Origin of the sequence: Pseudomonas sp. FSL R10-0056, assembly GCF_009600105.1 — a bacterium.
Lineage (GTDB): Bacteria > Pseudomonadota > Gammaproteobacteria > Pseudomonadales > Pseudomonadaceae > Aquipseudomonas > Aquipseudomonas bubulae.
The window spans coordinates 1-12,260 of record NZ_WIWL01000192.1; the positions used below are offsets into that span (position 1 = coordinate 1).

Consider the following 12,260-nt stretch of genomic DNA (forward strand, 5'->3'; position numbering starts at 1 on the left):
ATCCAACTCATTGAAACTCAAGGAGTTTTCCGTTTCGACTGCGCCGGAAGTGGGGCGAATTATAGACAGTTACAATTTCGAGTCAAGCATTAATCGAAACTATTGATCTGTAAGCGCCTATAGCGTGAAAAACGCCAGAAGTTGCGCACTATATTGCACATTCTCAATCAGTTAAGCATCATGCCTGCCTTAAAGCCCCTCAAACCCAGGCACACTCCGTAATGACAAAGCTCCCCCGCAACCTGATGGCGACGCTTTTCCCTGTTGGCTTGCTGCTTATTGCCATGGCTTCGATCCAATCGGGTGCATCGCTGGCTAAAAGCATGTTCCCCATCATTGGCGCCCAAGGAACAACCAGTCTGCGCCTGGCATTCGCCAGCATTATCATGTTTCTGATACTGCGCCCCTGGAGAGCCAGGCTCAGCGCAAAATCCTTAAAAACCGTGATTGTTTACGGGATAGCGCTGGGGGGGATGAATTTCCTCTTCTATATGTCATTGCGCAGCGTTCCGCTGGGTATTGCTGTGGCCCTTGAGTTCACGGGACCTTTGGCCGTGGCTATTTACACCTCCCGCCGGCCGATCGACTTCATATGGATAGGTCTGGCAATCACCGGACTGCTGCTACTCATACCCTTTGGTGAAAGCACGCAAGGAATCGACCCTGTCGGCGCGGGTTACGCGTTGAGCGCCGGGGTCTGCTGGGCACTGTACATTCTTTATGGGCAACGGGCCGGAGCGGATAATGGCGTGCAGACCGCTGCTTTAGGCGTAATTATTGCAGCACTTTTTTTCGCACCTATAGGTGTGTACCACGCTGGCGCCGCATTATTGACTCCAGGCCTGATTCCCATAGCCATTGGCGTAGCCCTTATGTCCACAGCTCTGCCCTACACACTTGAGATGATTGCCCTGACACGCATGCCAACTCGAACATTTGGCACACTGATGAGCATAGAACCCGCCTTCGGAGCACTGTCGGGCCTGTTGTTTCTGAATGAGATCTTGTCATTTACGCAATGGATGGCCATTTCCTGCATCATCATGGCTTCGATCGGGGCGACTTTAACCATGCGCAACCATTCCACACCTGTTGCTACTGACAAAAAAGGCGCCAGTTGACACAGTTATTGTAATTGACTCTCATTTAAGGGATGTTTGTCACTCCAGATTCATCAGGCCGATTCAGGATACGGACATCTACAGGGGCCACGGACAGGCAGCCTCACACATGCGTATCCCGTAAACCCGATGCAAACGCTTAAGGACAGGAATGAAACGTATTTTGGTAGCTTTAGCCGTACTTGCTTTAACCGGCTGCGCTGCAACCTCCGAAACCTCCGTCAAGCATGGCAAGCGAGGCCTGCATATCAATTGTTCGGGATTGTCCTCCTCGTGGAACAAATGCTATGCCGAAGCCGACAAGTCTTGCGGAACCAAGGGATACCGGGTGATTGCCAAATCGGGTGATGCGGCCGAAGAGCCAGGGGACTACCCGTTCGGCCTTAACCCCGCGGGTTATACCAGTCGCAGCATGATTGTCATCTGCAGGTAGTAACACCTGTTGCCATGCTGTCGACCCGACCGGCAGCATGGCATCAAGATCAGCGCTTGATCGCGACGGGTGCCGTACGAACCTGCAACCACTCCAGAGCGGCGCCTGCAAGCAGCGGACTCAAACGCTCGAGAACCTGGGCGTGGTAGCCATCAAGCCACTCGACCTCCTCACGCGTCAGCAATGATGGTTCCAGACAGCGAGTGTCAATCGGACATAGCGTCAGGGTTTCAAACTTCAGAAACACTCCAAACTCCGAATCACCCGCTTCCCGGTTCAACACCAGGTTTTCGATGCGCACCCCCCAACGACCCGGACGGTATGTCCCCGGCTCGATCGAGGTAATCATCCCCGGCTGCATTGCCGTGTGCGGCGCCGGTGCAGCCTGATAGGCGATAACCTGTGGCCCTTCGTGCACGTTCAGGAAGTAACCGACGCCATGCCCAGTGCCGTGCCCATAATCGACGTTTTCAGCCCAGATCGGTGCCCTGGCAATCGAGTCCAGCAAAGGCGAGAGGATGCCCTTTGGAAAGCGAGCACGAGACAAAGCGATCACGCCTTTTAGTACACGGGTGCAGTCACGTTTTTGCTCATCGGTCGGCGTACCGACGGGAACCATGCGCGTGATATCGGTCGTGCCCCCCAGGTACTGCCCGCCCGAGTCAATCAACAGCAAGCCGTCACCTTCAATGACTGCATGTTCTTGTTCGGTGGCATGGTAATGGGGCATTGCGCCATTGGCATTAAACGCAGCAATGGTGTTGAAACTCAGTGATACAAACCCGGGACGACGGGCACGGGCCGCGGTCAGCTGTTCATCAATCGTCAGTTCGGTAATGCGCTCACGCCCAAAAGCCGTTTCCAGCCAGGCAAAAAACTCACACAGTGCAGCACCATCCTGCTCCATGGCCTGGCGAATATGAACGGCGTCATCAAGACTCTTTTGCGACTTGGACAGGGTCGTAGGGTTCAAACCCTCAACCAGCTTCACTTCAGGCTTCAGGTGGCCGATCAGCCCACAGGTCACGCGGACAGGGTCTACCAGCAACCGGGTAGTGGCCGGCAAGGACGCCAGCGCCGCATTGATCCCGGTGTAGTCGCACAGCTCTATGCCTTCGCGGGCCAGGGTGCCACGCAGTTCGGCACTGACCTTGTGCAGATCGACAAACAAGGTAGCCCGGGCCTCCTCGATTAATGCAAACGACACGAATACAGGGTTGAAAGAGACATCCGAGCCACGCAAGTTGAACAACCAGGCAATGTCATCCAGGGTTGCAATGAAATGCGCGTCTGCTTTGCGCTGCTTGAGTGTTTCGCGCAACTGCTGGAGCTTGTCGACCCGACTGACCGTCGCTTGTGGTGGCAAGTGCTCATACACCGGCTGCACCGGCAGTGTTGGCCGATCCTGCCAGACAAGGCCAAGCAAATCGATATCCGTGCGCAAGGTTGCACCGCGATCCTTGAGCCGGCTTTCAAGGGTTCTTGCTGAAGCCAGGGCAAGAACGGCGCCATCAACGCTAACCGTTGCACCTTCTGGCGTTTGTTCAGCCAGCCACTCCAGAGGACCCGGCTGCCCGGGCAACAGTTTGACCAGTTCAATGGTGCTGCCACTGAGTTCTTTGCCCGCTTGCTCCCAGTAACGGCTGTCAGCCCACACGCCGGCGAAGGTCGGCGTGACAATCAATGTGCCCACTGAACCGTAAAAGCCTGACAGCCACTGACGGCCCTGCCAGTAGGCAGGCAAGTACTCCGAAAGATGGGGATCGGCCGAAGGCACGAGAAGCGCATGGATCCCGTGCTGGCTCATCACTGCCCGGGTGCGTTTCAAACGCTCCACAACAGACCCCGAATTCAACACCTGAGTACTCATTTATTCTCCTGCCAGTCACTGGTAATTATTATTCGTCGCTGATGATGGATCAGCCATCAAGGTTGGGCAACCGCCCAAAAAGGTGCGGGCGCTGCTACGCAAGCCTTGATTGCCTTTGCAGCTACATCGATGTCCTGCTCGCGGGTGAAGCGGCCAAGGCTCAGGCGGATGGTACGCCCGGCCTGGCGTGCATCATGCCCCAGCGCCAGCAGCACATGGGAAGGCGCATTGCTGGCCGAGTTGCATGCCGACGTTGCCGAGTACGCCAACTCGCTACTCAAGGCAGCGCTGTTAAAGTGTCCCTCGCTGAAGGTCAGGCTCAAGGTATGAGGAATACGTTGGGTCGGACAACCATTGCATTGCAGGCCCGGCACATCGGCCAGTTGTACAAGCAAACGCTGACGCAATTCACGAATATGCTCCAGCTCTTCGGCAAACGACTGGTTGGCCAATGCAAAAGCTGCGCCCATACCGGCAATTTGATGCGTCGCCAGCGTTCCAGAGCGCAAACCGGACTCATGCCCACCACCGTGAATCTGCGCCTGCAAGCGATCCTGTGCCCGCGAGCCCACATACAACGCGCCGATACCTTTGGGGCCATAAATCTTGTGCCCCGAAAACGACATCAGATCGACGGCCCACTCATTCAGGTCGATGGCTACTTTGCCTGCACCTTGCGCAGCATCTACGTGAAACAACGCACCATGCTCGCGCACGCGACGGCCAATCTCCGGGATGTCATTCACCGTCCCCAGTTCGTTGTTGACCAGCATCAGCGACACCAGCAGCGTATCTGCCCGCAGGGCGGCGCTGACCTGATCGGCGCTGACAAGCCCGTTGGCATCAGGTGCCAGGTAGGTCACGTCAAAGCCTGCATCCTGTAAAAAACGCGCGGTATCCAGCACCGCTTTGTGCTCGATCTGGCTGGTGATGATATGCCCGCGCAACTGGCCACCGGCCTGTGCCACACCTTTCAGGGCCAGGTTGTTGGACTCGGTAGCGCCCGAGGTCCAGATGATCTGCTCCGGCCTGGCATTGATCAGTTGCGCGACCTGCTCTCGGGCCAGTTCTACCGAATGCCGGGCTTGCTGACCAAAGACGTGGGAGCCGGAAGCTGGATTGCCAAAGTTGCCTTCAAAGCCCAGGCATTCGACCATCACCTGGATGACACGAGCGTCCACGGGAGTGGTGGCCGCGTAATCGAAATAAAGAGGTCGCTTGTTCATTGTTCAAATCCACTGAGCGCTTTCCTGAATCAGGGCGTCCCTGATTGAGGATTAATGAGACCACTTGAAAATGCGGCCGTTAGAAATAACTGATTGAGCCGGGTGAAAACAGGTAAATAAGAGAAAACCCTCCCAGGCTCAATCCTAAATTAAGGAGGCCTGGAAAGCAGTGTCTTATAAAGCGCTAAAAACACGTCGCGATGCAAGTCAGATATGCAATATCGATATATAAATATGGAATTAGGTTAGTTTACGGAATAACAAAATAACTTTATAAAGCTGCCTCCGGCTTTCCTTTTGTGGGCAGAGCCCCTGTTAAAAGGAGCTGTCAATGCAGCTTTTAACATTACCTGCCACCCCGGCACTGGCCACGTCCATACGCGCCACGGCCCAAGTATTTGAAGACCCAGCGTCCAAAGCGCTGTTGACGCACTTGCAACAAATTGCCCCCAGTGATGCCAGTGTGCTGATCATTGGAGAAACCGGCACCGGCAAGGAGCTCGTTGCACGCCATATCCATCAGCTCAGCCACCGGCACCAGCAGCCATTCGTGGCGGTCAACTGCGGGGCGTTTGCCGAGTCACTGGTTGAGGCTGAGTTGTTCGGCCATGAAAAAGGTGCTTTCACGGGCGCCCTGAGTGCAAAATCCGGCTGGTTTGAAGAGGCCGATGGCGGCACGTTGTTTCTGGATGAAATCGGCGACTTGCCGCTGGCCATCCAGGTCAAGCTGTTGCGCGTCCTGCAAGAACAAGAGGTTGTGCGGCTGGGTTCGCGCAAAAGCACCCCGATCAACGTTCGGGTGCTGGCTGCCACCAACGTCAACCTGGAGCAGGCCATCGATGCCGGACATTTCCGCGAGGATCTCTACTACCGCCTGAATGTTGTCAGCCTTGCGTTGCTGCCCTTGCGCGAGCGACCTGGAGATATTCTGCCGCTGGCCCGCCACTTCCTGAAAACCTATCGCCAACGCCTGCCCCACGGGCCAACGGCCCTGAGCGAGTGCGCCGAGCAAGTCCTGGTGCATCACCCCTGGCAGGGCAATATTCGCGAGCTGGAAAACGTCGTGCACCACAGCCTGCTGCTGTGCCGCAACCAGACCATCACGGTGCAGGACCTGCGCCTGTCACAGTCACGCAGCAGGCGCCAGGACTTGCCGACGCAACAACCGGTTCAACACACTACCCGGGATCTGTTGCAGCGCGCATTTCGCAAGCTTTTCGAAGAAGAACCGGGAGCCCTGCATGAAACCGTCGAAGACGCCCTGCTGCGCAGCGCTTATGAATTTTGCCATCACAACCAGGTGCACACGGCCAAATTGCTGGGCTTGAGTCGCAACGTCACCCGCACCCGGCTGATCAAGCTCGGTGCACTATCAGTCAACGTCCGGCGGATGGATGCCGACGCTCTCGTCTATTAATAGAACACCCGCTGACGCAATTGCCTGACCTTAGCGCCAAACGATCCCCATGATCGTTCATGGCGCCGTCGGGCAATCACAAAAGCCCTATCGCCGCTGTTCTCGCTTATCGGTAAGATGACGTCCTTCCCGCGCGCCTGCGCTGTACGTCCCGCCGAATTAAGTCGATCCCATGCCTTTTGAACTCAGCGTAGATTTGACCACCCTCGCCATTCTGGCCGCCGTTGCTTTTGTTGCCGGTTTTATCGATGCCATCGCAGGTGGTGGCGGCTTGCTCACCACCCCTGCCCTGCTCACCGCAGGCTTGCCGCCACATCTTGTGCTGGGGACCAACAAACTCAGTTCGACCTTCGGCGCAGCCACGGCGAGCCTTACCTTCTACCGTCGCAAACTGTTCCATCCCCGCGAGTGGAAACTGGCCATTTTCGGCACCCTGGTCGGCAGCCTGATTGGCGCAACTGCCGCCCATTACATGCCCGCAGAATGGCTCAACAAGATGCTGCCGGTGATTGTCTTCGGTTGCGGGATTTACCTGTTGTTTGGCGGCACCCCAAAAACACCTGTCGACAACGACGCGCCGATCAAAAAGAAATGGCAATTGCCGCAGGGTCTGGGCCTGGGGTTCTATGATGGCGTGGCCGGCCCGGGCACCGGTGCGTTCTGGACTGTCAGCAGCATGCTGATGTACCCCATCGATCTGGTGAAGGCCAGCGGTGTGGCCCGCAGCATGAACTTCGTCAGCAACATTGCAGCGCTGTCGGTGTTTATCTTTTCCGGGCATGTGGACTGGATAATCGGCCTGACCATGGGCTTTGCAGTGATGATCGGCGCTTACTTTGGCGCCCGCAGCGCGATCAGCGGCGGCGCCAAGTTTATTCGTCCGGTATTTATTACCGTGGTCCTGGGCCTGACCGTGCGCCTAGCCTGGCAGCACTGGTTCGGCATGGCCTAAGCGACGCGCCACATACAGGTCGATAAGATAGCGCGCAATCGAGCGCGATGCCGGCAACGGCGGTAATTGATGCACATTGAACCACTGCGCATCTTCTATCTCATCGGCCTGAGGCACAATCTCGCCCCCGGCATATTCCGCGTGAAACCCCAGCATCATCGAGTGCGGGAACGGCCAGCACTGGCTGCCCACATACTGGATGTTCCTGACCTCCAGCTGCACTTCTTCGCGCACTTCACGAATCAGGCAATCCTCGGCCGACTCGCCTGGCTCGGCGAAGCCCGCCAGGGTGCTGTAAACCCCCGGCACAAAGCGCGGCGAACGGGCCAGCAGCACTTCATCACCACGGGTAATCAACACGATCATGCTCGGCGATATGCGCGGGTAACTGCGCAAGTCACAGGCAGCGCAGTACATCGCCCGCTCCCTTGACACCTGCGTCATGGCCTGCCCGCAACTGCCGCAAAAACGATGTTCACGAGCCCAGGTGCCGATTTGCGCGGCATAACCCAGCACTTTATAAAGCGTGTGGTCGTCGCCCAGCATAAAGGCGCGCAAGCCCTGCCAATGGCAGCCCTCTACCTGAGCGGCGCCCTTGAGCTCCAGCAAATATACCGGCTCGCCGTCGAGGTGGCCGATGCCATGCTCGGCCAGTACCGGCAAGTTCTGGCGTTTGAGCCATTCGCGAGGGAACAGCGGGCCATTGTCATCATTCAGAAAACCGTCGGGGCCGCGCGCCACGGCCCAGCCGCCAGTCAGGTCTGTATCCAGTACTGCCGTGATCCAACGCGGTGTCATCAAGTGATCCTTGTTCAGGTTACAAAGCCTTCAATCGAGAAATTCGGGTTTCTGCTTGGTCATATGCGCGGTCATTGCCAGGCGCAGATCGCTGGATTGCAGCATCGCAGCATTCCACGTCGCAACATATTCCAGGCCATCCTCCACTCGGTGATCGCGCATATAGCCGATCATCTGCTTGGTGCCAGCAATGGCAATCGGCGATTTACTGGCGATTTCCTGGGCAATCGCCATAACGCCCTCAAGCAACGCCTGTTGATCACTGTAGACCCGGTTCACCAGGCCGATGGCGCGAGCTTCATCTGCCGCGACCATTCGCCCGGTATAGGCCAGCTCGCGGAGCATGCCATCACCGATGATACGCGGCAGGCGTTGCAGTGTCCCGACATCGGCGGCCATGCCCATATCGATTTCCTTGATCGAGAACTGTGCATCTTCAGCGGCGTAGCGCATGTCGCAGGCGGCAATCAGGTCTATCGCCCCGCCAATACAGTAACCCTGAACCGCTGCCAGAACTGGCTTGCGGCACTGGTCGACGGCAGTGAACGAGGCCTGCATTTGCAGGATTTTTCGTCGCAGCATGCGGGCGTTGCGCCCCACATCCTTGCCCATTTCATTGGCCACCGACGCCAGCAGCATCAGGTCGATGCCGGCCGAAAAATGCTTGCCCGCCCCACTGAGCACCACCACACGCACCGCGTCAGTTTCATCAATCCACTGGAAGATATCGATGATTTCGGACCAGAACGCAGCATTCATCGCATTGACCTTTTCAGGTCGATTGATCTGTACATGGGCGATATTGCCGTTCAACTCAACCTGAAAAGCCTGGTAATCGGACATAACCTGAATCCTTTGCGGGGCGCCGTCGCCGGCCGATAAGCGGCGGACTATAACAAGGCTTGCAGGCTGCAGGCAGGCCGCGATCACGCCAAAATACGGACAAAACGACCTGTCACAGCCCCCTTCAGCGCGTCAGGATAAACCGCTCGATCGCCTGGGCAACGCCATCTTCAGTATTGCTGCCGGTGACATGCATCGCCTGCTCGCGAATAGGCGCATCGGCCTGGCCCATGGCAATCGACAGCCCGGCACGCTGGAACATGGCCGGATCATTGCCACCATCTCCTATCGCCACCGTGCGCTCAAGAGGCACACCCAGGTGTTCGGCCAGCGTGGCAAGGGCATCGCCTTTATTGGCCCTGAGCGCGGTGATATCAAGATAACGGGCCTGGGAGCGGCTGGCAGAGGCCTCCCCATGCAGTAACTTCTGCAAACGCTGCTCCAGCTCGACCAACAAGGGTGCATTGCCGGTAGTGGCCACGATCTTGTCCACCCGGTGCAGGTAGGGTTCAAAACTCTCGACTACCAGCGGGGCATAACCCAGGCCCTGCTGCTCGTGGGCAACCATCGGCCCCGTCGGGTCGCGCAACAGCCACTCATCGTCGGCAAACACCCAGACCTCAACGTCATGCCCGGCCAAAAACTCGAGTGTCTTGAGTACGGCCTGGTACGGCACATGGTGGGACTGCAGCACGCTGCCATCGGCGTTGACCAGCACCCCGCCATTGAACCCGGCAGTCGGCAGCTCAACCCCCAACTGCCGGATATAATCGCGCATGGCCCGTGGCGGGCGGCCGGTAGCCAGGGTGAAATGAATGCCGGCGGCCTGCAGCGCCTTGACTGCCGCCAGGTTGCGCGGGCTGATACTGTGATCAGGTAAAAGCAGGGTGCCATCCATGTCACACAACACCAGCTCAATCGGGTTTTGCTTCACGTCACTCATCCTATGTTGAGCCAGACACGCCCATCGCGACCCAGCAATTCTTTAGCGGCCTCAGGACCGTCTTCACCGGCCTTGTACGGTTGCACGTCCGTTTGTTCCTGCCACGCGTCCAGAAAAGGTTGCACACCCCGCCAGCCGTTTTCAATGTTGTCCGCACGTTGAAACAAGGTCTGGTCGCCAGTAAGGCAGTCGTAGATCAAGGTCTCGTAGCCTGTTGAAGGCTGCATTTGGAAAAAGTCCTTGTACGCAAAACCCAACTCGATATTGGCCATTTTCAGCCCCGGCCCGGGTTGCTTGGCCTGCAGGTCAAACCACATGCCTTCATTGGGCTGGATCTGGATCCGCAAATAGTTGGGCTGCAACCGTTCAACGTCGGTGTCACGGAATTGCGCATAAGGCGCAGGCTTGAAGCAGATAGCGATTTCAGTGTCCCGCGCACTCATGCGCTTGCCGGTGCGCAGATAAAACGGCACGCCCACCCAGCGCCAGTTGTCGATCATCACCTTGAGCGCGACAAAGGTTTCGGTGCTGCTGTCGGCCGCCACGTTGTTTTCCTGGCGATAACCCACCACCGGCTTGCCGCCGGACTCACCCTGAGTGTACTGCCCGCGCACCGAGTTCTTCAGCGCATCCTCTTTGGACCAGGGGCGGATTGCGCCAATCACCTTGGCCTTTTCACCGCGCACCGCATCGGCACCAAAGGCCGCAGGGGGCTCCATCGCGACCATCGCCAGCAGTTGAAACAGATGGTTGGGCAGCATGTCGCGCAAGGCGCCGGTGTGTTCGTAAAAACTGCCACGTGTCTCAACCCCGACGGTTTCTGCCGCCGTGATCTGCACATGGTCAATGTAATGATTGTTCCAGAAAGCTTCGAAAAGCCCGTTGGAGAAACGGCTGACCAAAATGTTCTGGACGGTTTCCTTGCCCAGGTAATGGTCAATCCGGTAGATCTGCTTCTCGCTCATGACGCTCAGCAGGCATTCGTTCAATGCCTGGGCTGTTTGCACGTCAGAGCCAAAAGGTTTTTCAATGACTACCCGGCGAAAAGCCTCCGGGGTTTCCTTGAGCAACCCGCTGGCGCCCAGCCGCTGCACGACCTCGCTGAAAAAGCGCGGTGCAGTGGCCAGATAGAACACCGCATTGGCGGTGCCACTGGCAAAAATCTTCTGTTCCAGCGCCGCGTAGGTGCTGTCATCGAGAAAGTCGCCTTGCACATAGCTGATGTTCTTCGCCAGCGAGGCCCATAGAGCGGCATTCAAGCCCTCGCCGTCAGGATGATCCACTTTGCTGGACGCTTCATTGCGAATGAAGTCTTCCAGCTTTTTGGCAAATCCCTCATCACTGATCGCATTGTGGTCGACGCCCACAATGCGCAGGCCACCGTCCAGTAAACCATCACGACTCAAGTTGTACAGCGCCGGCATCAGCAAGCGCTTGACCAGATCACCGTGGGCACCAAACAAAAACAGAGTGGTGGGCGGCGCAGGCTTGGCATCAGGTTTACTGGACAGATCGGTCATTTTTTAGGCGTCTCCACGTGGCCGCCGAAACCAAAGCGCATGGCTGACAACAATTTGTCGCCATAGAGGCTTTGCTGGCGTGAACTGTAGCGGGCAAACAGGGCTTGCGACAACACTGGCACCGGGGTCGACTGCTCCATTGCGGCCTCGATGGTCCAGCGGCCTTCGCCACTGTCTGCGACGGCGCCCGAGTAGCCATCCAGCGGCTCATCAGTGGCCAGAGCATCGGCGGTCAAATCCAGCAACCAGGAAGACACCACGCTGCCACGACGCCAGACTTCAGCGATATCACCCAGGTTCAGGTCAAAACGCTGCTCTTCAGGCAGGTTTTCACCGCCTTTCATCTTCATCAGGTTGAAACCTTCGGCGTACGCCTGCATCAAGCCGTACTCGATACCGTTGTGCACCATTTTGACGAAATGGCCAGCGCCAGCCGGGCCAGCATGGATGTAACCACGCTCGGCACGGTCATCGTCAGAGGTGCGATCCTTGGTCCGCGCAATATCGCCCATGCCTGGCGCCAGCGCTGCAAACAGCGGGTCCAGATGTTTCACGACAGCGCTGTCTCCGCCGATCATCATGCAATAACCGCGCTCCAGGCCCCACACGCCGCCCGATGTACCCACGTCAACGTACTGGATGCCTTTCTCGGCCAGCGACTGCGAACGACGAATGTCATCCTTGTAGAAGGTGTTGCCGCCATCAATGATGATGTCATCGGCGTCCAGCAACTCGCTCAAAGTCTCGATGGTGTCTTCGGTCGGCGCACCGGAAGGCAGCATGACCCAGACAGCACGGGGTTTGGCCAGGCCTGCGACCAGCGCTGGCAAATCGGCAACGGCGGTGGCGCCTTCCTGTTCCAGAGCGCTGACAAAGTCGGTATTGCGGTCAAAAACCACGGTTGTATGCCCATTGAGCATCAGACGCCGCGCGATATTCCCGCCCATACGGCCCAATCCAATAATTCCCAACTGCATGTACTGTTGCTCCCAACGACAAATAAATAGGTGTACAGCACCTCGGTGCAGCATTGCCCAAGGTGCCCGATCAGGATCAGCCCTGACACATGCTGCATAGTTTCGCACAAGCTGGAGGGCAGATTCCCGATTCAATACACTCAACAGACGGACGAAGCCG

At 57.3% G+C, this 12,260-nt stretch carries 11 protein-coding genes; 4 read left to right on the forward strand and 7 right to left on the reverse strand.

Translation table 11 applies throughout. The features are described from left to right. Nucleotides 1-221 precede the first annotated feature (221 nt). Together rhtA and GHO42_RS16270 are read left to right on the forward strand one after the other, a co-directional pair. Entirely contained in the window at nucleotides 222-1,121 is a 900-nt protein-coding gene (gene rhtA / locus GHO42_RS16265) for a threonine/homoserine exporter RhtA (RefSeq protein WP_095019288.1), read from the forward strand. A gap of 151 nt (nucleotides 1,122-1,272) precedes the next feature. Beyond that, nucleotides 1,273-1,554, forward strand: coding sequence for a hypothetical protein (locus GHO42_RS16270; RefSeq protein WP_095001639.1), 282 nt, complete (start codon nucleotides 1,273-1,275; stop codon nucleotides 1,552-1,554). A 49-nt stretch (nucleotides 1,555-1,603) separates the two neighbouring features. On the opposite strand, the gene GHO42_RS16275 is transcribed toward GHO42_RS16270, so the two are convergent. Both GHO42_RS16275 and GHO42_RS16280 read right to left on the reverse strand, forming a co-directional pair. Further along, nucleotides 1,604-3,424: an aminopeptidase P family protein gene (locus tag GHO42_RS16275; protein ID WP_095019289.1), complete on the reverse strand. Its 1,821-nt coding sequence runs from the start codon at nucleotides 3,422-3,424 to the stop codon at nucleotides 1,604-1,606. A gap of 56 nt (nucleotides 3,425-3,480) precedes the next feature. Next, nucleotides 3,481-4,650, reverse strand: coding sequence for a cysteine desulfurase family protein (locus GHO42_RS16280; RefSeq protein WP_095022875.1), 1,170 nt, complete (start codon nucleotides 4,648-4,650; stop codon nucleotides 3,481-3,483). Nucleotides 4,651-4,981: 331 nt separating this feature from the next. Between GHO42_RS16280 and GHO42_RS16285 the strand changes: the two genes are divergently transcribed. Both GHO42_RS16285 and GHO42_RS16290 read left to right on the forward strand, forming a co-directional pair. Then, complete coding sequence (locus tag GHO42_RS16285) at nucleotides 4,982-6,067, forward strand: sigma-54-dependent Fis family transcriptional regulator (protein WP_095019291.1); 1,086 nt, start codon at nucleotides 4,982-4,984, stop codon at nucleotides 6,065-6,067. A gap of 172 nt (nucleotides 6,068-6,239) precedes the next feature. Further along, a complete protein-coding gene (locus GHO42_RS16290) occupies nucleotides 6,240-7,019 on the forward strand; it encodes a TSUP family transporter (protein WP_095019292.1) in 780 nt (259 codons plus the stop codon). Here GHO42_RS16290 and nudC read toward each other — a convergent pair. The 5 genes from nudC to gnd all read right to left on the reverse strand — a co-directional run bounded on the left by nudC (nucleotide 6,987) and on the right by gnd (nucleotide 12,100). Then, the gene (gene nudC / locus GHO42_RS16295) at nucleotides 6,987-7,817 is read right to left on the reverse strand and encodes an NAD(+) diphosphatase (protein ID WP_095001644.1); all 831 of its coding nucleotides are present in this window, start codon (nucleotides 7,815-7,817) and stop codon (nucleotides 6,987-6,989) included. The genes GHO42_RS16290 and nudC overlap by 33 nt on opposite strands. A gap of 30 nt (nucleotides 7,818-7,847) precedes the next feature. Beyond that, nucleotides 7,848-8,660 carry a crotonase/enoyl-CoA hydratase family protein gene (locus GHO42_RS16300; RefSeq protein ID WP_095001645.1) on the reverse strand — a complete coding sequence of 271 codons (813 nt, stop codon included), beginning with the start codon at nucleotides 8,658-8,660 and terminating at the stop codon, nucleotides 7,848-7,850. 124 nt (nucleotides 8,661-8,784) lie between these two features. Continuing rightward, entirely contained in the window at nucleotides 8,785-9,603 is an 819-nt protein-coding gene (locus GHO42_RS16305) for an HAD family hydrolase (protein ID WP_153328250.1), read from the reverse strand. Beyond that, entirely contained in the window at nucleotides 9,600-11,123 is a 1,524-nt protein-coding gene (gene zwf, locus GHO42_RS16310; RefSeq protein ID WP_095001646.1) for a glucose-6-phosphate dehydrogenase, read from the reverse strand. The genes GHO42_RS16305 and zwf overlap by 4 nt, the downstream gene beginning before the upstream one ends. Continuing rightward, nucleotides 11,120-12,100 (reverse strand): phosphogluconate dehydrogenase (NAD(+)-dependent, decarboxylating), encoded by a 981-nt coding sequence (gene gnd / locus GHO42_RS16315; protein WP_095001647.1) that lies wholly within the window; start codon nucleotides 12,098-12,100, stop codon nucleotides 11,120-11,122. Before gnd ends, zwf begins: the two co-directional genes overlap by 4 nt. Between the last annotated feature and the right edge of the window lie 160 nt (nucleotides 12,101-12,260).

Excerpts from the sequence above, each read along its gene's own strand:
- GHO42_RS16280 (WP_095022875.1), bottom strand. The coding sequence starts at position 4,650 with ATGAACAAGCGACCTCTTTATTTCGATTACGCGGCCACCACTCCCGTG.
- GHO42_RS16270 (WP_095001639.1), top strand. The coding sequence starts at position 1,273 with ATGAAACGTATTTTGGTAGCTTTAGCCGTACTTGCTTTAACCGGCTGC.
- gnd (WP_095001647.1), bottom strand. The coding sequence starts at position 12,100 with ATGCAGTTGGGAATTATTGGATTGGGCCGTATGGGCGGGAATATCGCG.
- nudC (WP_095001644.1), bottom strand. The coding sequence starts at position 7,817 with ATGACACCGCGTTGGATCACGGCAGTACTGGATACAGACCTGACTGGC.
- GHO42_RS16290 (WP_095019292.1), top strand. The coding sequence starts at position 6,240 with ATGCCTTTTGAACTCAGCGTAGATTTGACCACCCTCGCCATTCTGGCC.
- zwf (WP_095001646.1), bottom strand. The coding sequence starts at position 11,123 with ATGACCGATCTGTCCAGTAAACCTGATGCCAAGCCTGCGCCGCCCACC.
- GHO42_RS16305 (WP_153328250.1), bottom strand. The coding sequence starts at position 9,603 with ATGAGTGACGTGAAGCAAAACCCGATTGAGCTGGTGTTGTGTGACATG.
- GHO42_RS16275 (WP_095019289.1), bottom strand. The coding sequence starts at position 3,424 with ATGAGTACTCAGGTGTTGAATTCGGGGTCTGTTGTGGAGCGTTTGAAA.
- rhtA (WP_095019288.1), top strand. The coding sequence starts at position 222 with ATGACAAAGCTCCCCCGCAACCTGATGGCGACGCTTTTCCCTGTTGGC.
- GHO42_RS16300 (WP_095001645.1), bottom strand. The coding sequence starts at position 8,660 with ATGTCCGATTACCAGGCTTTTCAGGTTGAGTTGAACGGCAATATCGCC.
- GHO42_RS16285 (WP_095019291.1), top strand. The coding sequence starts at position 4,982 with ATGCAGCTTTTAACATTACCTGCCACCCCGGCACTGGCCACGTCCATA.